Annotated in this window: 23 protein-coding genes; all 23 read right to left on the bottom strand. The window is 30.8% G+C overall.

Features of this window, described 5'->3' with window-relative positions; all coding sequences use genetic code 11:
• Positions 1-86: 86 nt before the first annotated feature.
• The 23 genes from LJD32_RS02010 to ffh all read right to left on the bottom strand — a co-directional run bounded on the left by LJD32_RS02010 (position 87) and on the right by ffh (position 22,789).
• The gene (locus LJD32_RS02010; protein WP_227391651.1) at positions 87-4,403 is read right to left on the bottom strand and encodes a PolC-type DNA polymerase III; all 4,317 of its coding nucleotides are present in this window, start codon (positions 4,401-4,403) and stop codon (positions 87-89) included.
• A 56-nt stretch (positions 4,404-4,459) separates the two neighbouring features.
• Positions 4,460-5,539: a M50 family metallopeptidase gene (locus LJD32_RS02005; RefSeq protein ID WP_227391650.1), complete on the bottom strand. Its 1,080-nt coding sequence runs from the start codon at positions 5,537-5,539 to the stop codon at positions 4,460-4,462.
• Positions 5,524-6,687, bottom strand: a complete 1,164-nt coding sequence (locus tag LJD32_RS02000) for a 1-deoxy-D-xylulose-5-phosphate reductoisomerase (protein ID WP_119363406.1) — start codon at positions 6,685-6,687, stop codon at positions 5,524-5,526. Before LJD32_RS02000 ends, LJD32_RS02005 begins: the two co-directional genes overlap by 16 nt.
• Positions 6,688-6,690: 3 nt before the next feature.
• Complete coding sequence (locus LJD32_RS01995; RefSeq protein ID WP_227391649.1) at positions 6,691-7,473, bottom strand: phosphatidate cytidylyltransferase; 783 nt, start codon at positions 7,471-7,473, stop codon at positions 6,691-6,693.
• Positions 7,473-8,210 (bottom strand): isoprenyl transferase, encoded by a 738-nt coding sequence (locus LJD32_RS01990; protein ID WP_175300919.1) that lies wholly within the window; start codon positions 8,208-8,210, stop codon positions 7,473-7,475. The genes LJD32_RS01995 and LJD32_RS01990 overlap by 1 nt, the downstream gene beginning before the upstream one ends.
• Before the next feature lie 129 nt (positions 8,211-8,339).
• Positions 8,340-8,462, bottom strand: coding sequence for a hypothetical protein (locus LJD32_RS15235; protein ID WP_264472051.1), 123 nt, complete (start codon positions 8,460-8,462; stop codon positions 8,340-8,342).
• A 70-nt stretch (positions 8,463-8,532) separates the two neighbouring features.
• Positions 8,533-9,078, bottom strand: coding sequence for a ribosome recycling factor (frr, locus tag LJD32_RS01985; protein WP_022001526.1), 546 nt, complete (start codon positions 9,076-9,078; stop codon positions 8,533-8,535).
• 1 nt (position 9,079) lies between these two features.
• Positions 9,080-9,796, bottom strand: coding sequence for a UMP kinase (gene pyrH, locus LJD32_RS01980; protein WP_032090093.1), 717 nt, complete (start codon positions 9,794-9,796; stop codon positions 9,080-9,082).
• A 51-nt stretch (positions 9,797-9,847) separates the two neighbouring features.
• Positions 9,848-10,729, bottom strand: coding sequence for a translation elongation factor Ts (gene tsf, locus LJD32_RS01975; RefSeq protein ID WP_022001524.1), 882 nt, complete (start codon positions 10,727-10,729; stop codon positions 9,848-9,850).
• Positions 10,730-10,816: 87 nt separating this feature from the next.
• On the bottom strand, positions 10,817-11,650 hold the full coding sequence (gene rpsB / locus LJD32_RS01970) for a 30S ribosomal protein S2 (RefSeq protein WP_022001523.1): 834 nt from the start codon (positions 11,648-11,650) through the stop codon (positions 10,817-10,819).
• Between the two features lie 144 nt (positions 11,651-11,794).
• A complete protein-coding gene (xerC, locus tag LJD32_RS01965) occupies positions 11,795-12,694 on the bottom strand; it encodes a tyrosine recombinase XerC (protein WP_147580244.1) in 900 nt (299 codons plus the stop codon).
• A complete protein-coding gene (trmFO, locus tag LJD32_RS01960; RefSeq protein ID WP_032090096.1) occupies positions 12,684-13,985 on the bottom strand; it encodes a methylenetetrahydrofolate--tRNA-(uracil(54)-C(5))-methyltransferase (FADH(2)-oxidizing) TrmFO in 1,302 nt (433 codons plus the stop codon). Before trmFO ends, xerC begins: the two co-directional genes overlap by 11 nt.
• 34 nt (positions 13,986-14,019) lie before the next feature.
• The gene (topA, locus tag LJD32_RS01955; RefSeq protein WP_227391648.1) at positions 14,020-16,095 is read right to left on the bottom strand and encodes a type I DNA topoisomerase; all 2,076 of its coding nucleotides are present in this window, start codon (positions 16,093-16,095) and stop codon (positions 14,020-14,022) included.
• A gap of 65 nt (positions 16,096-16,160) precedes the next feature.
• On the bottom strand, positions 16,161-16,913 hold the full coding sequence (gene dprA / locus LJD32_RS01950) for a DNA-processing protein DprA (RefSeq protein ID WP_227391647.1): 753 nt from the start codon (positions 16,911-16,913) through the stop codon (positions 16,161-16,163).
• A gap of 67 nt (positions 16,914-16,980) precedes the next feature.
• The gene (locus LJD32_RS01945) at positions 16,981-17,610 is read right to left on the bottom strand and encodes a ribonuclease HII (RefSeq protein ID WP_032090099.1); all 630 of its coding nucleotides are present in this window, start codon (positions 17,608-17,610) and stop codon (positions 16,981-16,983) included.
• On the bottom strand, positions 17,603-18,460 hold the full coding sequence (ylqF, locus tag LJD32_RS01940; RefSeq protein WP_032090100.1) for a ribosome biogenesis GTPase YlqF: 858 nt from the start codon (positions 18,458-18,460) through the stop codon (positions 17,603-17,605). The genes LJD32_RS01945 and ylqF overlap by 8 nt, the downstream gene beginning before the upstream one ends.
• Position 18,461: 1 nt before the next feature.
• On the bottom strand, positions 18,462-19,007 hold the full coding sequence (lepB, locus tag LJD32_RS01935; protein WP_227391646.1) for a signal peptidase I: 546 nt from the start codon (positions 19,005-19,007) through the stop codon (positions 18,462-18,464).
• An 82-nt stretch (positions 19,008-19,089) separates the two neighbouring features.
• Entirely contained in the window at positions 19,090-19,440 is a 351-nt protein-coding gene (gene rplS / locus LJD32_RS01930) for a 50S ribosomal protein L19 (RefSeq protein WP_022001515.1), read from the bottom strand.
• Between the two features lie 105 nt (positions 19,441-19,545).
• A complete protein-coding gene (trmD, locus tag LJD32_RS01925; protein WP_022001514.1) occupies positions 19,546-20,265 on the bottom strand; it encodes a tRNA (guanosine(37)-N1)-methyltransferase TrmD in 720 nt (239 codons plus the stop codon).
• Entirely contained in the window at positions 20,255-20,755 is a 501-nt protein-coding gene (gene rimM / locus LJD32_RS01920) for a ribosome maturation factor RimM (protein WP_147580241.1), read from the bottom strand. The genes trmD and rimM overlap by 11 nt, the downstream gene beginning before the upstream one ends.
• 35 nt (positions 20,756-20,790) lie before the next feature.
• On the bottom strand, positions 20,791-21,039 hold the full coding sequence (locus LJD32_RS01915; protein WP_022001512.1) for a KH domain-containing protein: 249 nt from the start codon (positions 21,037-21,039) through the stop codon (positions 20,791-20,793).
• 2 nt (positions 21,040-21,041) lie between these two features.
• Complete coding sequence (gene rpsP / locus LJD32_RS01910; protein ID WP_022001511.1) at positions 21,042-21,314, bottom strand: 30S ribosomal protein S16; 273 nt, start codon at positions 21,312-21,314, stop codon at positions 21,042-21,044.
• 86 nt (positions 21,315-21,400) lie between these two features.
• Positions 21,401-22,789 carry a signal recognition particle protein gene (gene ffh, locus LJD32_RS01905; RefSeq protein ID WP_032090102.1) on the bottom strand — a complete coding sequence of 463 codons (1,389 nt, stop codon included), beginning with the start codon at positions 22,787-22,789 and terminating at the stop codon, positions 21,401-21,403.
• Between the last annotated feature and the right edge of the window lie 3 nt (positions 22,790-22,792).

The raw sequence follows: 22,792 nt of genomic DNA, 5'->3' as shown, positions 1-22,792 counted from the left end.
TCAATAATAAAGAGTGGGTTCCCCCACTCGTTTCTCTTTATGAAACTATAAGTAATATAGCACATTTTTCATTTATAATCAAGTCACTAGAAAAGTGATAATTGATTTTCTTCTTGCATACCATCAAAAACACCCATTTTTGTTAGTTGTTTAATATGCGAATTGTTCAATTTAGTCCTTTTAATCACGTCTTCTTTAGATAAGAAAGAACCATGTTTACGTGCCTCAATAACAGTATTAGCTACCGATTCACCTAATGAATCAACTGAACTAAACGGTGGAAGTAAGCCACTTGGATCATCTGGATCTAAAATGAATTTATTGGCATCAGACTTTTCTAAGTTTAAAGGACTAAAATGGAATCCTCGATCAATCATTTCTAACGCAATTTCAAACACATCCCACAATCCTTCATCCTTATTTGAAGATTGTCTGTTTTCCCTTAACATTTCAATTTCTTTTCTTCTTGAAAGAATAGCATCTTTACCAGCAACTAATGTTTCAATATCAAAAAAATCACATCTTGTGGAAAAATATACTGCATAATATTCTCTTGGATAATATAATTTCCACCAAGCTACACGAATAGCTGATAAAACATAGGCTACCGCATGGGCTTTAGGGAACATGTATTTAATTTTCTTACATGAATCAATATACCATTGAGGAACATTGTATTCTTTCATTAATTCTTCGTATTTCTTTTCTGGGAAAACTGCAGGTGATTTTCCTTTACGAACACATTCCATGATGTCAAAAGCATCTTTATTAGGAAGGCCTTTTTCAATCAAATAAACCATAATATCATCACGACATCCAATAACTTCTTTTAAGGTACATGTTCCATTTTTAATCAACGTCTCTGCATTACCTAAATAAACATCTGTTCCATGTGAAAGCCCCGAAATGATTACTAAATCATTAAAAGTTTGTGGTTTTGTCTGATCTAACATGCTACGTACAAAGGTTGTACCAAATTCAGGTAATCCTAAAGCACCACTCTTGCAATTGATATAGGATAAATCAACACCTAAAGCATCACTCGTTGTAAAAAGTGACATAACTTTTGTATCGTTTGTTGGAATTGTTTTAGGATCAACACCTGTTAAATCTTGTAACATACGAATAACGGTCGGATCAACGTGTCCTAAAATATCGAATTTCAAAACGTTATCATGAATAGCATGGAAATCAAAGTGAGTCGTACGCCATTCAGCAGATAAATCATCTGCTGGATATTGGTAAGGCGTGAAATCAAAAACATCATAATCTCTAGGAATAACAATAATTCCTCCTGGATGTTGGCCGGTCGTACGTTTAACGCCACCACACCCTCGAGCAATTCTTTCAAGTTCAGCACTACGTACTTCATTATCAATTCCTAATGTTTCAGCATATCCTTTTGCATAACCATAAGCTGTTTTTTCAGCAACTGTAGAAATTGTTCCTGCTCTAAAGACATGATCTTCTCCAAAAATAGTTTTAGTAAATGCATGAGCATTTGCTTGATACGCTCCCGAGAAATTTAAGTCGATATCAGGTACTTTATCCGCATTGAAACCTAAGAAAGTTTCGAACGGAATATTATGTCCTTCACCTTTCATAGGTTTACCACATACAGGGCAAATCTTATCAGGTAAATCATAACCATCAGCAGCAACACCTTCTTCTAAAAATTCACTATGACTACAATGAAGACATAGATAATGTGGTGGTAACGGATTTACTTCTGTAATTCCTGACATTGTTGCAACGAATGAAGATCCTACCGAACCTCTGGAACCTACTAGATAACCATCATCATTTGATTTTTTTACTAGTAAGTGGGAAATATAATAAATAACCCCAAACCCATGTTTAATGATATTACTTAATTCTTTTTCTAATCTTTTTTCCACAATTTCGGGTAATTTTTCACCATAAAGTCGATGTGCTGTATCATAACAAATCTTTGTTAAATTTTCATCTGCATTATCAATTGTTGGTGTAAATAATTTATCATGAATTGGTCGAATTTCTTCAACCATATCTGCGATTTTGTTTGTATTTGTTACAACATATTCATATACTTCATCCGCTGGTAGATAATCATAACATATTAACATTTCATCTGTTGTTCTTAAATATTGAGATGGTGTAAATGCACGTGGATTTTTTCGGTCACATAAAGGGTGAGCACGATGTCCAATCCCAATTTTGGGTTGTGATATAAAAACATCTCGATAAATTTTATCCTTTTCATCTAAAAAATGGACATCTCCAGTAGCTACAATAAGTTTATTTAATTTTTTTGCTGCTGTAATAAGACGTTTTATTGAAATAATTAAATTTTCTTCAGATTCAATTTGTCCACGATCAATTAAATGATAGTAATCTTGAAAAGGTTGTATTTCCACATAATCATAAAATTCTAACAATTGTTCCAACTTTTCATCTGAAGAATTCAAAGCTGCTTCAAAAACATCTGAACGATAACAGCTAGTCCCATATAGCAATCCTTTACGATAATATTCCAATCTTTCTTTTGGAATACGAGAACCATCATGGAAATAAGTTGTATTTGCTTCAGAAACAATTTTAAACATATTTTTTAAACCTTCTTTGTTCAAAGCAAGTGCTGTCATATGATATGGGAAAACGATTTTATAAGCATCGTCTTTTTGTAATTTATTTAAATCAAGTAAATTATAATTTCCACTTTGCATAATAGAATGTAACATCGTTGTAAATACAGCACCTAAAACTTCAGCATCATAATCAGCTCTATGTGCTACATCATCGTCATAATTTACACGATAAACACGACATACATTTCCTAAACGATAAGATTTCATTGGTTTCATAATAGCTCTTGCTAATGCCAAAGAATCAATAACCGGATTAGTTATAGGTTTTTGATTTAACCTCTTTAAACTTTCATTTAAAAAACCAATGTCAAATTTAGCATTGTGAGCCACTAAAATAGCATCACCAAAGAATTCTAATATTTGTGGTAAAAACTCTTTAATTGTTGGTGCATCAGCAACCATTTCATTTGTAATATTTGTAAGTTGAGAAACACGTGTTCCAATCTTTTTACCAGGATTTACAAAACTTTGTAAGCGATCAATCACTTCACCATTTTTAATTTTAACTGCACCAAATTCTGTAATCCCATCATGGATAACAGAAAAACCAGTTGTTTCCAAGTCAAATGATACATATGTGGCATCTTCAATAGACATATCTTTTTCATTAAAAACAATATTAAAATAAGGTTCTATCATATTTAATTCAACACCATAGATCATCTTAATGCCCGCTTTTAAACTAGCTGCTTGAGCTTCAGGAAATGATTGAACGTTTCCATGATCAGTAACTGCAATTGCTTTGTGTCCCCATTTGGCCACTTGATTAATATAATCCGAAACATTGCCTATTCCATCCATTGCTGACATCTTAGAATGTGTATGAAGTTCAACTCTTTTAACTTCCGCAGTGTCTTGCCTTCTTGCTGGTTCTTTAATAACTTCTATTTGGCGAGCCATCATAACAGTTTCTCTCGCATAATTATCTAAACGAATTTCTCCTGTTGCTTTGATCCACACTTTACCTTTATCTAGTACTTTAATATCCTCTAAAGTATTAGTTGTATTGTTTTCAAAGCGTTTTACCATAATTGAATCCGTATAGTCAGTGATCCATAATGTTTGAATATGTTTTCCTGCACGTGTTTTGATTAATTCAGTTTTAAAGACATACCCTTGAATCGTACAATTATTTTCCATCGTTTGACTGTTAATTTCAGATAACTTTAAAAAAGTTGCATCACCCTTTGGTTTTCGATAATTATTTTTATAATCTACAGTTGATTTTACTGGTTCCGATTTTTTTATTTCGGACATATCTATTTTCATTGGTTCATAGCTGTCCATTTCTTGTAATAAATTATTTAATTCATCATTATCTTGTTTAACATAAAAACTAAAATCTTTCTCTATTCCAATTTCCACAAAATACTTTTTAATTATTGATTTTAATTGTTGGAATTGTTCCAATTGTATTTCATTTAACAAACCAATCGATATAGTTTGTTTAATTTCAATATCTTCGATTTTCAACGAAGAAAATAATGGTGAAATTTGTTTTAGTTTTTCAATAATATACCCTAAATAAAGTGAAACATCTTTTGACTCAAAATTAAAATCATCATAACAAATTACAAATTCAGCCGGGTAAGGAAAATCAAGACCATGATCAAGTAAGAGTTGATACTCTGTAAATGGAATCAAATCCTTACTCAATATATAAAATGTATAATGGTTATCATGATGTACAATAACTTTTTTCAATGAAGCATGTAATAAAACATTAACATCTTCGATTATATTCAATTGTTTTAATAGTATTATTAATTTGTTCATATTACACCTCAAAAATCTTACCTATTATAACACAAAAAAAGGCTTAAGCCCTTTTTTTAGAAAAATTTTCCAATATCATTTATAGTTGCAAAAATCATTAGGCCAAAAGCAAGAATTAGTCCTGCCATTTGTAAAGCATATTTCATTTTTGTTGGAATTTCTCGACGAATAATTTTTTCAACTAATGCAAATAATACTTGACTACCATCTAGTCCTGGAATAGGTAGTAAATTAAACATTCCAATATTTGTTGATAGTAAAGCAGTCAATGACAACAATGTACTAATTGAACCAGATTGTGTAACTTGTGCAGTCACTGTATAAATTCCTACTGGGCCAGAAAGTTGTGAAACAGTATGTGTTAAATCTGTAATAAGTTTTCCTAATGTTGTAAAAATCAATAATGCATATTCTATAAATTGATTAATTCCTTGTCTTATAGCCTCAATAAAAGTCAATTTTTTAGTAGCCGCTGTTATTCCAATGACATAAGACTTGGATTCACTATTGTACTTTCCTTCAACTGTTTTTTCAATATTTTGATTCCCTCTTTTAAGGGAAATTTGCATTGTAACTGTATCTGTATCTAATTGCAAATTTTCATTAGATAAGACAGATTGAATATCTGAAAATGACGCAATGATATGTTCTTCACCATTAATTGTGATTTTATTAATGGTGTCTCCAGCTTGAACTCCAGCATTATAAGCACCATTGTTTTTAACAACACTTCCAATTTCGGAAGTATTTGTTTGTACTTCAACAAACGAATAAATACCTATTAATAAAACAAGGGCAAGTACAAAATTCATAAAAACACCAGCTAACATAATAATGCATTTTTTCCATGTTTTAATTCCTTTTAGAGTTCTTTCATAAGGAACATCTTTCATTAATTCGCTGTCTTCTTGATCAGCTTCACCAGCCATTGCAACATAACCACCAATAGGAAGTGCACGAATTTGATAATCTGTTTCTCCTTTTTTCTTAGAAAAAAGTTTAGGACCCATTCCAATAGAAAATTCAGCACAATAAACACCAAATAATTTAGCAGTTAGAAAATGTCCTAATTCATGGATTAATACAATAGCTCCTAGTATTACAAAAAAGACAAGAATATTTATAATCGTCTGCATGTTTCATTTATCTCCTTTAAAACAAAATCTCTCGCCCATTGATCAATATCTAATAATTGATCAATAGTTGGATCTTTAACCAACTCATGAGCATTCATAGCTTTTTCAACTAATTCCTCTATTTGTAAAAATTCAATTTTTCCTTCTCTAAACAAAAGATTAGCCATTTCATTTGCACCATTTAAAACACATGGTAAGCTTCCACCTGTTTTTCCAGCACGATATGCTAAAGAAAGCGCATGAAATCTATTGAAATCTGGCTTTTTAAAAGTAAGCGAACCAAGTTGTGTTAAATCTAAAGATTTACCATTAACTAATTTTTTTCTTTGTGGATAAGTTAACGCATACTGAATAGCCAAACGCATATCAGGTGTTCCCATTTGCCCAATGACAGAAGTATCTTCAAACTCTACAGCAGAATGTAAAATACTTTCTGGATGAATCAAGACTTCAATTTGATCATAATCTACATCAAACAACCATTTTGCTTCCATGACCTCTAATCCCTTATTAAATAAAGTAGCACTATCAATCGTAATTTTAGCCCCCATTGACCAGTTAGGATGATTCAACGCTTCTTTAACAGAAACACCTACAAGTTCTTCTCTTGTTTTATCTCTAAAACTTCCGCCACTTGCTGTTAATAAAATACGTTTGATTTTATTCATCTCATTTCCTTGAAGCGATTGGAAAATTGCTGAATGTTCACTATCTACTGGTAATAATTTTACACCATGTTCTTTAACTAATTTTGTAATAATATGTCCTGCAACCACAAGTGTTTCTTTATTAGCTAAAGCAATATCTTTTTTAGATTCAATAGCATGAATTGTTGGTAACAAACCTGCAAAACCTACAATTGCATTTAATACAATATCAACTTGATCAATTGTTGCAATTTCATCTAAACCAGCACTACCAAAAACAAAACGAATATGTGGATATTTTTCTTGAAGATAGTTACAATCCTTTTCATCGATAACACAAACAACTTGTGGATTGATTTTTTGAATTGTTGTTTCAAGTAATACAATATTTTTGCCCGCAGACATTGCAACAACATTAAATTCATCTTGATGATGCAAGCAAACATCAACAGTTTGTTGACCAATAGAACCTGTAACACCTAAAATCGTAATATTTTTCATTATCTATAACCCCACAATCATTAAAAAGAAACTAAAAATCAATACATTAAAAGTTAAACTATCAATACGATCTAAAATTCCGCCATGTCCTGGTAATAATTTTGAATAATCTTTAACTTCAAAATATCTTTTAATGGCACTAAAAATCAAATCTCCTATTTGACTTGTCGTTGTCATTACGATAATTGCTGGTACAATAATCCAATGATGTGCCAATATTCCTGTAAAATATGCAAAAACCAATCCTAAAACACTTCCTAGAACAATTCCACCAATTGACCCTTCAATTGTTTTTTTAGGAGATAATCTTGGAATCAACTTATGTTTACCAAAAGCCATACCAGCAAAATAAGCTCCTGTATCACTACCAAAAGTTGCAATTGCTAATAACAATAAATATTCCCAACCATAGTCAACTCTTAAAACAAGTAACGCATGTAATCCAGAACAAACAAGAACACCCATCGTAAAAACATAAGCACTTCTTTCAATATTACATTTATCATCAAAAATCATACATGCTAAAATAACCGCTAAATAAACCAAAATAGAATAGCTAGAAATAAGTAATTGATTTCTGTTAAATAAAAATCCTGTAACAAAAAACAAACCAACAATGATATACATATACATTCCAATACGTGGTCTAGAACAAATATGTAACATTTCATAAACACTAAGAACCATTGCAACCCCTATAACAATTTTATAAAAAATACCCCCAAAAATGACTGCTGGAACTACAATTGCAATCAAGCACAGTGCAGTAATAATTCTTTCTTTCACTATTTTAAACCTCCATATCTACGCTCCCTATTTTGATAAAGCCAAATTGCTTTATGTAATTCTTTTTCATCAAAATCTGGCCAACAAACAGGAGTAAAAATAAACTCTGCATAAGCAAGTTGCCATAACATAAAATTAGATAATCTTTGTTCTCCACTTGTTCTTACCATTAAATCAACATCAGGTAAATTCGCAGACATTAATGTTGAACCAAAATAATTTTCATCAATATCCTCAATATCAAGTTTCCCATCTTTTACATCTTGTGCTATTTTTTTAGTTGAACAAACGATTTCATCTCTACTACCATAAATAAAAGCAAAGCAAAGTTTTAGTCCAGTATTATCCTTTGTTCTTTCTATAGCAGTATTGATAATATCTCTTGTTGCCTTTGGAGCTTTTTCTAAATGCCCAATCATACAAATTTGAACATTATTTTCAATTAATTCTTTTAAATAAAGTTCAAAAAATTTTTTGGGTAATTTAAATATAAATTGTACTTCTTCTTCAGGACGAGAAAAATTTTCTGTAGAAAAAGCATAAACTGTCATTGCTTTAACACCAAGTCTATTAGCCTCTAAAGCAATCTTACGAATTGTCTTTGTACCTTCGTTATGGCCATAAGTTCTTGGCATCATTCTCTTTTTAGCCCAGCGTCCATTGCCATCCATAATAAAGGCAATATGTGCTGGTATATTATTCATGTCTAATTCATAGTTTTCAATTTGATCATTCATAGAATAATCCTCCTTAAAGTCATGATTGATTATAACATAAAACCATAAAATAAAAAAGCGCCTAATGTAGTGCACTGAAATAGGTGGTTTTTTATGTTCTAATCCAATTTCTCCAAGCTGATTAAAAATTTAAACCCATCTTAAAACATTTCTATAAAATGTTCTATGAGTACATCCACCAGGATCAGGTATATTTTCTCCGTTCATATATTTTCTAACACATTCTAATTTAAATTCTTTTGTATACCGCATAATAAAAGTGAACCTCCTAAGTTGTTGGTCCAACTTATTCAGTTCACTTCATAATAAGACGCCTCAATAATTATACAGTCATAATATCTTTTTCTTTTACTTTACCAATTTCATCAACTTCTTTGACAAATTTATCAGTTAATTTTTGAACACGATTTTGACCGTCTTTAATTTCATCTTCACTACCATCGCATTTTTTAATTTCGTCATTAGCATCACGACGAATATTTCTTATAGCAACTTTAGCATGTTCAGCGAATTTCCAAACATTTTTTGCATATTCTTTACGTCTTTCTTCTGTTAATGCTGGTACAGTAATACGAATAATTTCTCCATCATTTTGAGGAGTTAAACCTAAATCAGCTTCATAAATTCCATGTTCGATATCTTTTAAAGCAGATTTATCATAAGGTTTAATTACTAATTGTCTACCTTCTACAACAGAAACACCAGCCATTTGATTAATTGGTGTTGGTGATCCGTAATAGTTGACCATTACACGGTCTAACATTGCAGGAGTAGCTCTTCCAGTTCTAACTGTTGCTAAATCTCTTTGGTAAGCTTCGATTGCTTTTTGCATTCTATCACTTGCATCATCTAAGATCATATTTATCATATTATTTTCCTCCAGAGATAGTTGTTCCTATTTTTTGTCCATCACAAGCTTTGGCAATATTACCATCTTCTTGCATATTAAATACACATAAATCAATATCGTTATCTTTACATAATGTAATAGCTGTTTGATCCATTACTTTTAAATCTTTTGCTAAAACATCACTATATGAAATTTCATCAAATTTTACTGCAGATTCATCTAACTTAGGATCAGCAGAATAAACACCATCGACCCCATTTTTAGCCATTAAAATAACATCAGCATTGATTTCAGCGGCTCTTAATGCAGCTGTTGTATCAGTTGTAAAATATGGACTTCCAGTTCCAGCACCAAAAATAACGATTCTACCTTTTTCTAAATGTCTAACAGCACGTCTTCTAATGTATGGTTCTGCAATTTGTCTCATTTCAATTGCTGAAAGTAAACGTGTTTGAACTCCTAGTTGCTCTAAAGCATTTTGAACAGCTAAACCATTCATTACTGTTGCCAACATTCCCATATAATCAGCAGAAGAACGTTCCATACCCATTTGTGCACCAGTAACACCACGCCAAATATTACCACCACCACAAACGATGGCAATTTCAACACCTAAATCTTTAGCTTCTTTGATTTGTCTTGCAATATCGGCTACAGTATTAGCGTTTATACCAAAATGATCGTCACCAGCTAATGCTTCACCACTTAATTTTAATAAAACTCTTTTATATTTCATAAAATGTTCTCCTTTTTTAAAAAAAGGACACACTTGTAGTGTCCTTAAAAATTATTGTTTCATTTGTGCAGCTACTTCTTCAGCAAAGTTTTCTTCTTTCTTTTCGATACCTTCACCAACTTGGAAACGAGCCATTTCTAACACTTTAGCTTTTCCTAAGTATTTAGCAACTGATTCTTTTGGTGTTTTAATGAATTCTTGATCTAATAAACACCATTCAGAGAATACTTTATTTAATTTTCCACGTTTGATACCTTCTAATACTTTTTCAGGTTTGTTAGCTAATTTAGGATCATTAGCCATGATTTCTGTTTGAACTGCATCTTCTCTATCTTTTTCAACTTGTGGAATTTCATCTTGTGAGATATATTTTGGATTGATAGCAGCAACATGCATAGCAATGTCTCTTGCTTTTTCTTCATCACCGTCAGCTAATTTAACGATTGATACCATTTTTCCACCCATATGTGAATAAGCACCAAATACTTCATCATCATTTTTAGTGAAAGTTTTAATTCTTCTTAAAGATAATTTTTCACCAATTTTTCCAGATGCTTCTGCAATTGTAGTTTCAATAGTTTTTCCATCAACTTCAATTGCTTTTGCAGCTTCTAAATCAGCAGGGTTATTTGCAGCAACTGCTTCACATACATTATTTACTAATGCAACGAATTCAGCATTTTTTGCTACGAAGTCAGTTTCAGAGTTAACTTCAACCATAGCAGCTACATTTCCGTTAATAGCGAAAGCAGATAACCCTTCAGCAGCGATTCTATCAGCTTTTTTAGCAGATTTTGCGATTCCTTTTTCTCTTAACCAGTCGAATGATGCTTCGATGTCACCATCACATGCTTCTAATGCTTTTTTACAATCCATCATTCCAGCACCAGTTTTTTCACGTAATTCTTTTACTAATTTTGCACTAATTGCCATTTTCTTTTCCTCCATGAATTTTATTTTATTAAAAAGGGAAAGCTTTGCTTTCCCATCACAACATATTTATGATTTCCAGCCTTGAGATTATTCTTGAGTTGGTCTAGATTCTCTTCTTTGAGCTGGTCTACCAGCTTTATTTCTTGGCCCTCTTCTGTTGTTGTTTTCTACAGAAGATACAGCATCATTCATAGTAACTTCTTTTTCATCTTCATCTTTAACATAAGCAACAGTTAATGGTTCACTTTTAGCTTCACAAATTGCATCTGCCATAGCAGCAACAATTAATTTAACAGCTCTAATAGCATCATCATTTGCTGGGATTACATAATCAACTTCATCAGGATCACAGTTAGTATCAACAATACCAAATACAGGGATTCCTAAGATTCTTGCTTCAGCAACAGCGTTGTGTTCAGCTTTAGGATCTACAACGAATAAAGCACTTGGTAATCTTCTCATTTCTTTAATACCACCTAAGTTCTTTTCTAACTTAGCAGCTTCTTTTTTTAGTAAGATAACTTCTTTTTTAGGTAATAAATCGAAAGTACCATCTTTTTCCATTTTTTCTAATTCAACTAATCTTCTAATTCTTTTTTGGATTGTTTTGAAGTTAGTTAAAGTTCCACCTAACCAACGTGAGTTAACATAGAAACTTCCAGAACGGATTGCTTCTTCTTTAACAGCTTCTTGAGCTTGTTTTTTAGTTCCTACAAATAAAACTTTTCCACCTTTTTCGGCAATTTCATTCATTGCTTTATAAGCTTCATCGATTTTTTTAGATGATTTTTGTAAATCAATAATGTAAATTCCATTTCTTGATGTAAAAATGTATGGAGCCATTTTAGGATTCCATCTTTTTGTTTGATGTCCGAAATGAACACCTACTTCTAATAATTTTTTCATTGAAATTACTGACATGTGTAATTTCCTCCTTTTCGTTTTTTTCCTCCATTATTTCAAACATTTACCACCATTAGGCACTAGATAAATGAATTCATAATGTGTGTATTTTTTAATACCTGAAACATAATAGCATAAGATTTAAAACAAAACAACCCTTTTTTATGCTTTATTTCGAGGATGTGCTTTTAAATAAACATTTTTCAAATGTTCTTTTGTAACATGGGTATAAATTTGTGTTGTCGAAAGGTTTTCATGACCCAATAATTCCTGTACAGTTCTTATATCTGCTCCCGCATTCAATAAATGTGTGGCAAAGGAATGTCTGAAAGTATGTGGATGTATTTTCTTGGTTGCATCATATTCTCTTCCAATACGCTTTACAATATCCTGTATTCCTCTATTGGTCATTTGTTCTCCTCTTTTATTAACAAAAACATATGGATGATCTTCTGAATTTACAAGTTTTCCCCTTACTTCTTCTATATATTTTAATAACCATTCACTAGCAAATTCATGGAAAGGAACATAACGGTCTTTGTTCCCTTTACCATGAATCAATAAAACTCGATTGTGAAAATCTATACAATCCAAGGTTAAATTTACTACTTCAGAACATCTTAACCCAGAAGCATACATGATTTCTAGCATCGCTTTATTACGAATTCCTAAATCATCTTGTGTATCAATACCATCCAATAAATCCATCATTTCTTCAGGAAACAAAAAATCAGGATTACGCTTTGCGGTTTTAATATTTTCAACAAGAATCATTGGATTATTTTCAGCCAATTCTTCTTTTACTAGATATTTATAAAATGATCTTAAACAACTGATTCGATTATTAATTGAACTCTTTGACAATTTTTTTTCATTTAAATAAGTTAAATATCCTCTTATATTTGTATACTTGACATCGTTAAAGTGAGAAATACTTTCACTTTTTAAAAAACCAATAAATTCATTTAAACTTCGTTGATAAGATTCAACTGTATTGATTGAGTAATGTTTTTGAAATTGAAGATATTTTATAAATTCTTCTTTATCTTGATTATAACTCATTGATAAATTGATCCATTACTTCTATTGCTCTGTTAGCATAAGCTTCTTTTCTTAGTTTCTTTTTAACGCGTACAGGTAAATCTGGTAGAATTCCAAAATTAGCTTTCATTGGTTGGAAATTACTTTCATCACAATGCGTAATATAATATGCAAGTGCCCCCATGATTGTTTCTTGTGGAAAAATAACAGGTTCTTGTTTATTTAAATAACGAACCATGTTCATTCCGGCAACGATTCCACTTTGAGCTGATTCAACATATCCTTCAACTCCTGTCATTTGTCCAGCAAAATAAATTCCAGAATGATTTTTTAAACTGTAATCTTGATTTAAAAATTTTGGAGAACAAATAAACGAATTTCGATGCATGACACCGTATCTTACAAATGTTGCATTTTCTAATCCCGGAATTAAATGAATAATTCTTCTTTGTTCAGGCCATGTAAGATGTGTTTGAAAACCAACAATATTATATAAACTAGCTTGTACGTTATCTTGTCTTAACTGTACGACTGCATATGGTTTTGTACCATCAGGTTTTGTTAACCCAACCGGTTTCATAGGCCCAAACAATAAAGTTTGTTTTCCTCTTCTTGCCATTTCTTCAAAAGGCATACATCCTTCAAAAAATTTTTCTTCAAAATCTTTTGGTTTAACAACCTCTGCTTTCATTAATTCATCATAAAATACATTAAATTGCTCCTCATTCATTGGACAATTTATATATTCATTTTCTCCTTTGTCATATCTTGATTTATAATAAGCAATATTAAAATCAATACTATCTTTTTCAACAATTGGAGCCGCCGCATCAAAAAAATAAAAATATTCTTCTCCTAATAATTCTTTGATTTTCGTAGACAAAGCATCACTTGTTAAAGGTCCACTTGCAATAATTGTTGGTGCTTGGGGAATTTCTGTAACTTCTTCATGAATCACTTCGATATTTGGATGATTTGTTATAAACTCAGTAACATCCGCAGAAAACTTTTCACGATCCACTGCAAGTGCTCCACCAGCAGGAACACTATTTTTTCTAGCAAATCGAATAATAACACTATCTAGTTTTTCCATTTCATTTTTTAATACACCTACGGCATTATTGAAATTATCTCCTCTTAACGAATTAGAACAAACAAGTTCAGCAAATGATGATGTATGATGTGCCGGTGTCATTTTAACAGGTCTCATTTCATATAACTTTACTTTAATATTATTTTTTGCTAATTGATAAGCCGCCTCAACTCCAGCAAGACCAGCTCCAATTACATTGACTATTTTTTCACTTTCCATATTTTCTCCTTTTTAAAAAAGTAGAACAAATGTTCTACTTAATAATTGTTTTACATTTTGGATAATTTGAACAAGCTTTAAATTCTCCCCAACGTCCCTTTTTAATAACCACTGGAGAACCACAGTTAGGACAAACTTCATCTGTCATAACAGGTTCTGCTTTCTTTTTAGAATTCTTAATATATTTACATTGTGGGTAATTTGAACATGCTTCAAATTTACCATATCTTCCGGTTTTAAAAACCATTGGGCTTCCACACTTAGGACAGTTTTCTCCTGTAAATTCAGGTTCAACTTTTTCTTTTTTGATGTATTTACATTCAGGATAATTTTCACAAGCTATAAATTTACCATAACGCCCATGTCTTTCAACAAGATCATGTCCACATTCAGGACATTTCTCTCCAGTTTTTTTAGGTGAAATGACTTCCATTTTTTCATTTGCTTCATCCAATAAAGGTTGGAATTTTTTAATAAATGTATCTATAGCATCAAAATAATCATCTTGTCCTTCTGCAATATCATCTAGTTCTTTTTCCATTTGTGCAGTATATTCGACATTAATAATATCATTAAAAAATTGTGTTAGTCGATCACTTGTTAAAATTCCACTTTCAGTAGGTTTAAATGTTTTATCAACAAGTTCCACATACCCTCTAGTTTGAATCGTATCAATAATCATCGCATAAGTACTTGGTCTACCAATTCCAAGTTCTTCCATTTCTTTAATTAGTTTTGCTTCACTATAACGAGCAGGTGGTTTTGTAAAATGTTGTGTTTTTTCAATATTTTGACTTTCTAAAATTTCTTGTTCAGTTAATTCAGGTAAAATTTCATCTTTTTGTTTTTCATATGGGCTATATAAACGTAAATAACCATCAAATTTTAATACTGAACCACTTGCGTTAAAATAATAGTTATTATTTTCTAATACTACACTTGTTGCATCAAAACGAGATGGTGCCATTAATGACGCCAATGCTCTGGCATAAATTAAAGAATACAATTTAAATTCATCCACACTTAAATATTCTTTAACAGACTCAGGTGTACGCATTGCACTTGTTGGACGAATTCCTTCGTGAGCATCTTGTACATTTTCTTTCTTTTTACTTACTTTTACTTTTCCAACATAATTTTGACCATATTTTTCTTTAATATATTCTGTAGCACTTTCTACAAATAAATCTGACAATCTTGTCGAATCTGTACGCATATAAGTAATAAGCCCTACTGTTTCATCTTCTAAAGCAATTCCTTCATATAGCTTTTGAGCAATCATCATTGTCTTTCTTGCTTTAAAGCCTAATTTAGAAGACGCTTCTTGTTGTAATGTTGAAGTAATAAATGGTGGTTTTGATTCTCTTTTCTTACTTGATTTTTTTACACTATCAATAACAAATTCTTTAGAAAGTGCATTAAAGATTTCCAAAGCTTCTTGTTCATTTGAAATTTTTAACTTCTTTGTTCCTTTTTTATTAAGTTCACCTGTAAATTCAATTTCATCTTTTTCAAATTGTGCTTTGATTTTCCAGTATTCTTCTGGAACAAAGGCTTCGATTTCACGTTCTTTTTCAACAATTAATCTTAAAGCAACCGATTGAACTCGACCAGCTGATTTAGATTTAATTTTTCTTTGTAATAATTTAGATAATTTAAATCCAATAATTCTATCCAATACTCTTCTTGTTTCTTGAGATTTTACAAGATTTTGATCAATTTTACGAGGATGATTCAATGCATCAACAACTGCATCTTTTGTTACCTCATTAAAAACAATACGATTATCATCATCCATATCTAAACCTAAAACATCTGCTAAATGCCATGAAATTGCTTCCCCTTCACGGTCAGGGTCGGTAGCAAGATAAACTGTTTTTGCCTCTTTAACAGCTGCTTTCAATTCCTTAACGACATCTTTTTTATCCTTAGAAATAACATATTTTGGCTTATAATGATCTTCTTGATCAATCCCTAGCCCTTCTTTACCAGATGTTGATAAATCTCTAATATGCCCTTTAGAAGAAGTCACATGATATTCCTTCCCTAAATAATTTTCTATTGTTTTTGATTTAGAAGGAGATTCCACAATGACTAATTTATCATACATAATATAACCCCCTTATCGCAAAAACTATTATTATTGTTTTTTTTCACTTTGTCAACTCCATTTCATTAATCTTCAATAATATCATTTACAGTCAATACTAACTTGGCCCCTTGTTGAATCAATAAATTACACCCCATTGGATCCCCAATTCTTGATGGAATACAATAGATATCTTTTCCTTGATCTAATGCATATCCTACAGTAATCATTGTTCCTGAACGTTTTTCAGCTTCTGTAACAACTACAGATTCACTTAAGCCAGCAATTAACCGATTCCTACATGGAAAATCCTTAGCCTGTGGTACATAATCACCTGGTTTTTCACTAATAATAAGATGATTACTTTTTAATTGAACATATAAATCTTGATTTCTTTTTGGATAACAATAATTAATTCCACTTCCCAATACTGCAACTGTTTTCCCTTTGTTTTTTAATGCACTTCTATGAGCGAGAGTATCAATTCCTAATGCCATACCACTTACAATCGTATATTCATTTTTTACTAAATCACATACAATTTTATCCGTAATATTTGATCCATATTCACTAGGAACACGTTTACCAATAACACCTATGCATTTACCATTTAAAATATTCAAATTTCCATGATAAAACAATACAAATGGTGGACAAGATATTTCTTTTAAAGCATCTGGATAATCACTTGAAATAATCGTTGTATATTTTGAATTTACTTTAGCAACTGCTTCCCTCCTTTCTTCTTGAGAAACTTTTTCTTTTGCTTGCAATGCTTTTAAAATACTTTGAAAATCACCTTGATACTTCAAAGCAAAAAATAGTAAGATTTCTTCCATATTTATCACCTCACTATTTATATAGACATTTAATTTTGTTTTTTCTTCTTTTTTTATAAAAAAAGAACTAAATATCTAAATTTAAAGATATTTGTTCTTTCATTACTTCTTGTACTGGTTTAAAAGATTTCCTATGAATAGGGCATGGACCATATTTACTAAGTGCCTCTTTATGTGCCTTGGTTACATAGCCCTTATGTTTTTCAAAACCATATTGTGGATATTTTTTTGCATAATCTATCATCAAATGATCTCTTGTTACCTTAGCTAATATACTTGCTGCTGCAATAGACATAGAAAGGGTATCTCCTTTAATAATAGATAAATGTTCAATATCATGTAAAGGCATCGCATCTGTTAAAGCAAACATTTTTTCTCTCTTTAAAATTTGACAACATTTTTCCATTCCTTTTTGACTTGCGCTATATACATTTAATTGATCAACATCTTCAACAGAAATAACTTCAATGTGATAGGCTAATGCATTTTCTATAATTATTTGATACATCGCCTCTCTTTTTTTTGCTGTTAATTGTTTTGAATCAAAAATACGTTCATCATAAAATCCTTTAGGAAAAATGACTCCTGCAACAACTAATTCGCCAGCCATTGGTCCTCTTCCAGCTTCATCAAGACCAATAATATAATCATAACCTAAATCATAATATCTATTTTCATATTCTAATAAATTACTCATTTGGAAGCTCCCATGTTATTTTTGTAATAACACCATCAAATAAATCAGTAAAAAACATATCCATGACACGCTCATAATCAGTAATCCCTCTTACTGGTTTTATTTTTTTATTAAATGCGATATCATCATAACATTTTTCAACCCAATCACTTTGTAAATCAACAGCTATTTGATAACGATTTTCTAAAGTTCCAGGGTAATTTTTAACTAAATATTCAACTGCATAAATAAATAAATCTTCCCTTGGTAATATTTGCTGTTTAATAGAACCAATAAGAGCAATATTTCTAGCAATATCCTCACTTTCGAATTTAGGCCATAAAACACCCGGTGTATCAAATAATTCAAAATCTTTATCTACCTTAATAATTTGTTGAGCTTTCGTTACACCTGGTTTATTCCCCGTAACAGTTGCTTTTCTTTTTGCTAAGCGATTGATGAAAGTAGATTTTCCAACATTAGGAATACCTAAAACCATTGCTCGCATTGCACGAGGTTTTAATCCCTTCTTTGCTTCTCGTGCCATTTTATCTTTCAAAATTTCTTTGCAAACTTGTATGATCTTTTTATATTCATTAAATTGCTTAAGATTAACACTTATAGCATAATAACCTTTACTTTTGTAAAAATCTATCCATTTTTGTGTTAGTTTATCATCTGCTAAATCTTCTTTTGTCATTACAATTAATCTTGGCTTATTATTAACAACACTATTAAATAATGGATTTTTACTTGAATATGGAGCTCTAGCATCCACCAATTCAACAACAATATCTATTAATTTTATTTTATCAGCGATTTCTCTTTTTGCCTTAGCCATATGGCCAGGAAACCATTGTATTTGTGCCATATTAGTTCATTCCTTTCATATGATTAAAAGGAAATAGTATAATTCCTTTTTTTGATAAAACATCTTCAATTTTAAAACATCCTAATTCTCTTGAATCAAGTGAATTTACTCTATTATCACCTAAAACGAAAATTTCATTTTCACCAACTGAAATTTCAAAATCATCAGTAAAATAAGAAATATTATATCGACTCTTTACATCTTTTATATGTGATTTATTAAGATAATTTTCTTTAATATACTTTCCATTAACATACAAACAATCATTTTTGTAAACAATTTTTTCTCCAGGTAACCCTATAACTCTTTTAATAATTACATTGTCTAATTGTTTACAGTCTATTGTGACAATATCAAATCTTTTAATTTGTTTTGAATTCAAATCAAGCCGAGACATAAAGGCAAGATCTCCGTCATGTAATGTTGGATACATTGAAGAACCATCGACTTTGACCGGCATAATTATGCCTTTAAAAACAAAAACAATTGCTAAACAAACAACAATAAATTCTAATATTGCCATCATTGTTTTTTTACTATATTTCATAGACATCACCTATCTTTATCTTATAGACGTGTTCTATTATACAACAATTAATGGTAGAAAAAAAGAAATGGTTACCCATTTCTTATTTTCTAATTTCTTTGATTCTAGCAGCTTTACCGGATAAACCACGTAAGTAATTTAATTTAGCTCTACGTACTTTACCAACTTTAGCAACTTCGATTCTATCGATGATTGGTGAATGAACTGGGAAAGTTCTTTCTACACCAACTTGGTAAGAAATTTTTCTAACTGTGAAAGTTTCAGCAATTCCTTTACCTTGTCTTGCGATACAAACCCCTTCAAATAATTGGATACGGTATTTATTACCTTCTTTAATTTTTACATAAACTTTTAAAGTGTCTCCAGCTTTGAAAACAGGGATATCAGATTTTAATTGTTTTTTAGTAATTTGTTCTACTAATGTTAAATTCATCTTTCTTCTCCTTTTCATTTATAGTCTTGTATGTTCATTCGATTAACCAGCGGAACATATGCAGTCACATTGACCTATGCTATTATAACATCGTTCAAAAAAATATCAACTCTTTTTTTTAATTTTTGTCAACATATTTGCCGATTCTTCATCAAATTCATAATTTTCTAATAAATCTGGTCTCTTTAAATAGGTTTTCTTTAGAGATTGGTATTTTCTCCATTTACGAATATTTTCATGATGACCAGAGACCAATACGTCAGGCACTCTATTTCCATCATATTCTATTGGTCTTGTATATTGTGGGTATTCTAATAATCCATCTGCAAATGAATCATCTTCATGGCTTTCTTGACGAATAGCTCCTTCAAGTAATCTTATTACCGCATCACAAGTAACCATACTTCCTAGTTCACCACCAGTTAGTACATAATCACCAATAGACAATTCTAAATCAACATAATCACGAATTCTTTCATCAAATCCTTCATAATGTCCACAAATAATAATAAGATGCTTTTCTAATGAAAGCTTTTGTGCTACTTGATGCTTTAAAGTAATCCCTTGAGGAGACATTAAAATAACAAGTGAATCATCCGTTGTTAATGTTTTTAAGCAATCAATGATTGGTTGACACATCAACACCATTCCCTGTCCTCCTCCATAAGGATAATCATCTACATGTTTATGCTTATCTTGAGTGAATTCTCTAAAATTATGAATCTTAATATCAACAACTTCTTTATCTATAGCTCTTTTGATAATTGAGGTATTTAAAAAGCCTTCAAACATTTCTGGAAATAATGATAAAATATCAATCTTCATCATACATTCCCTTAATCAAATGAACAAATATTTTTTTATTTTCAATATCTTCATTTTCAATAAATGCATCAACATATGGAATAGCAATCTTTTTATTTGCTGTTTGTACAGTTAAAACATCATGTGCACCATTAAAATAAACAGATTCTACTTTTCCAATTTCTTGATCATTATTAATGATCTGACAACCAATTAAATCATCGTAAAAATATTCATCATCATCTAATTCAACATCTTCTTTTAAACCATAAACATTATAACCAACATATTTTTCTACTAGATTAATATCTTGCAATCCCTCAAAACTGATTAAATAATTTCCTTTATGAACTCTTACAGTTTTGATGATAAAAGGGTCTACAATTTCATTTAAGTAAAGCTTATGTCCCACAACAAATCTTTGATCATTGAAATCACTAAAAGAACGTATTTTAAGTTCTCCTTTAAGTGCATGCGTTCCAACAATTTTTCCAATTTTTAATTTTTCCATATAACCTCCAAAAAAAATAGATGTGTAAAACACATCTATTCATATGATTCGAATTTAATATCTAATTTTTTATCAGAAAGACGTCCTGCAACAGACATTAATTGACGAATAGAATTAGCCATAACACCTTTACGACCGATTAATTTTGCAATGTCATTTTTTGCTGAATAAACATGTAAAACAACAACATTCTCATCTAAAGAAGGCATTTGTCTTACTTCTAAATGTTCTTTATCCTCAACTAATTCAATCGCTATATCTTTTAGTGTTTTTACATAATCCATAATTATTTACCTTGTTTTGAATCAGCAAATTTTTTCATGATACCTTGTTTAGACAATAAGTTTCTAACTGTATCAGATGGTTGAGCACCATTGTTTAACCATTTTAAGATTTCTTCTTCTTTTAAGTTAACTTGAGCTGGATTAGTACATGGATTATATGTACCTAATAATTCAATAAATCTACCATCTCTTGGTGATCTTGAATCAGCTGCTACGATTCTATAGAAAGGTCTTTTTTTAGCACCCATTCTTGTCATTCTTAATTTTACTGCCATTTATATTTCCTCCTTGTTTTCTTATTGCTTGTATAATTTAACATAGATAGGAACAGGTGTCAAGCATTTTTGCTTGACACCTTTCATTATTTTTTCTTTTTCTTTTTATGACGTACTTTTTTACGATTTGGACCACCTACAAAGTGACCTCCTCCCATTTTTGGAAGTCCTGTTGCCATATCCATATTTGACATTTGTTTCATCATTTGTTTAGATTGTTCAAATTGTTTTAATAATCTATTAATAGCTGCTAAATCTTTACCACATCCTTTAGCAATACGTTGTTTTCTAGATAATGTAATAATACTTGGATCACGACGTTCTTCTAAAGTCATAGAATAAATAATAGACTCTGTTTCTTTCATTCTCTTATCTGTTGTTTCATCGTTTAAATTAGGCATAGATGGCATACCAGGAATCATTTTCAAAATTCCTGAAAGTGGACCTAACTTCTTTAATTGATGCATTTGATCAAGCATATCATCCAATCCAAAACGTCCAGATTGCATTTTTTTCATAGCTTTCATTGTTTCTTTTTCATCATAGACATCTTGAACTTTTTCAACTAAAGAGACTACATCACCCATTCCTAAGATACGATCTGCCATACGATCTGGGTAGAATAAATCAATAGCATCTAATTTTTCACCTGTACCAATAAATTTAATTGGAACATGCGTAATATGTCTAATAGAAAGTGCTCCCCCACCACGAGAATCACCATCTAATTTAGTAAGCACAGCTCCTGTAATACTTAATTTTTCATTAAATGAAGCAGCTACATTGACAATATCTTGACCTGTCAATGAATCTACAACAAGTAAAATTTCATCAGGTTTTGCAATTTCTTTAACATTTGCTAGTTCTTGCATTAAAGGTTCATCAATGTGCAAACGTCCTGCCGTATCAATAATAATAACATCATTATTATTTAAAGCCGCATAATTCATAGCACCTTTAACAATATTTTCAGCACTTTCAGATGTTCCTTTTTCATAAACAGGCACATCTAATTGCTTTCCTAATGTTACCAATTGATCAACGGCTGCTGGACGATAAATATCTCCTGCAACCAATAATGGTTTTTTAGCATATTTTGTCTTAATTAATTTAGCAATCTTCCCAGAAGTTGTTGTTTTCCCAGAACCTTGTAACCCTACCATCATAATAACTGTTGGTTTTTTACTAAAATCAACTTCTGAAACCTCATCACCTAATAAATGTACTAATTCATCATGTACAATTTTAACTAAAACTTGTCCAGGTTTTAATGAACCTACGACATCTGCACCAATTGCTTTTTCTTTTGTTGATGCAATGAACTCTTTTACAACTTGATAGTTGACATCAGCTTCAAGTAAAGCAAGTCGAATTTCTGTCAACATCTCTTCCATATTACTTTCAGTCAACTGACCTTGTCCAGATACCTTTTTTAAAGTTGACTGCAATCTTTCAGATAACGAATCAAACGCCATATA

This window comes from Faecalibacillus sp. TM498 (assembly GCF_020589955.1).
Classification (GTDB): Bacteria; Bacillota_I; Bacilli_A; order Erysipelotrichales; family Coprobacillaceae; genus Faecalibacillus; species Faecalibacillus intestinalis.
The sequence above is the reverse complement of the archived record's forward strand: the minus strand, read 5'-3'. Positions and strand labels throughout refer to the sequence as shown.

What these genes read in the sequence shown, in the direction of transcription:
- LJD32_RS02010 (WP_227391651.1), bottom strand. Translation starts at nt 4,403, where the DNA reads ATGAACAAATTAATAATACTATTAAAACAATTGAATATAATCGAAGAT.
- LJD32_RS02005 (WP_227391650.1), bottom strand. Translation starts at nt 5,539, where the DNA reads ATGCAGACGATTATAAATATTCTTGTCTTTTTTGTAATACTAGGAGCT.
- LJD32_RS02000 (WP_119363406.1), bottom strand. Translation starts at nt 6,687, where the DNA reads ATGAAAAATATTACGATTTTAGGTGTTACAGGTTCTATTGGTCAACAA.
- LJD32_RS01990 (WP_175300919.1), bottom strand. Translation starts at nt 8,210, where the DNA reads ATGAATGATCAAATTGAAAACTATGAATTAGACATGAATAATATACCA.
- LJD32_RS15235 (WP_264472051.1), bottom strand. Translation starts at nt 8,462, where the DNA reads ATGCGGTATACAAAAGAATTTAAATTAGAATGTGTTAGAAAATATATG.
- frr (WP_022001526.1), bottom strand. Translation starts at nt 9,078, where the DNA reads ATGATAAATATGATCTTAGATGATGCAAGTGATAGAATGCAAAAAGCA.
- pyrH (WP_032090093.1), bottom strand. Translation starts at nt 9,796, where the DNA reads ATGAAATATAAAAGAGTTTTATTAAAATTAAGTGGTGAAGCATTAGCT.
- tsf (WP_022001524.1), bottom strand. Translation starts at nt 10,729, where the DNA reads ATGGCAATTAGTGCAAAATTAGTAAAAGAATTACGTGAAAAAACTGGT.
- rpsB (WP_022001523.1), bottom strand. Translation starts at nt 11,650, where the DNA reads ATGTCAGTAATTTCAATGAAAAAATTATTAGAAGTAGGTGTTCATTTC.
- xerC (WP_147580244.1), bottom strand. Translation starts at nt 12,694, where the DNA reads ATGAGTTATAATCAAGATAAAGAAGAATTTATAAAATATCTTCAATTT.
- trmFO (WP_032090096.1), bottom strand. Translation starts at nt 13,985, where the DNA reads ATGGAAAGTGAAAAAATAGTCAATGTAATTGGAGCTGGTCTTGCTGGA.
- topA (WP_227391648.1), bottom strand. Translation starts at nt 16,095, where the DNA reads ATGTATGATAAATTAGTCATTGTGGAATCTCCTTCTAAATCAAAAACA.
- dprA (WP_227391647.1), bottom strand. Translation starts at nt 16,913, where the DNA reads ATGGAAGAAATCTTACTATTTTTTGCTTTGAAGTATCAAGGTGATTTT.
- LJD32_RS01945 (WP_032090099.1), bottom strand. Translation starts at nt 17,610, where the DNA reads ATGAGTAATTTATTAGAATATGAAAATAGATATTATGATTTAGGTTAT.
- ylqF (WP_032090100.1), bottom strand. Translation starts at nt 18,460, where the DNA reads ATGGCACAAATACAATGGTTTCCTGGCCATATGGCTAAGGCAAAAAGA.
- lepB (WP_227391646.1), bottom strand. Translation starts at nt 19,007, where the DNA reads ATGAAATATAGTAAAAAAACAATGATGGCAATATTAGAATTTATTGTT.
- rplS (WP_022001515.1), bottom strand. Translation starts at nt 19,440, where the DNA reads ATGAATTTAACATTAGTAGAACAAATTACTAAAAAACAATTAAAATCT.
- trmD (WP_022001514.1), bottom strand. Translation starts at nt 20,265, where the DNA reads ATGAAGATTGATATTTTATCATTATTTCCAGAAATGTTTGAAGGCTTT.
- rimM (WP_147580241.1), bottom strand. Translation starts at nt 20,755, where the DNA reads ATGGAAAAATTAAAAATTGGAAAAATTGTTGGAACGCATGCACTTAAA.
- LJD32_RS01915 (WP_022001512.1), bottom strand. Translation starts at nt 21,039, where the DNA reads ATGGATTATGTAAAAACACTAAAAGATATAGCGATTGAATTAGTTGAG.
- rpsP (WP_022001511.1), bottom strand. Translation starts at nt 21,314, where the DNA reads ATGGCAGTAAAATTAAGAATGACAAGAATGGGTGCTAAAAAAAGACCT.
- ffh (WP_032090102.1), bottom strand. Translation starts at nt 22,789, where the DNA reads ATGGCGTTTGATTCGTTATCTGAAAGATTGCAGTCAACTTTAAAAAAG.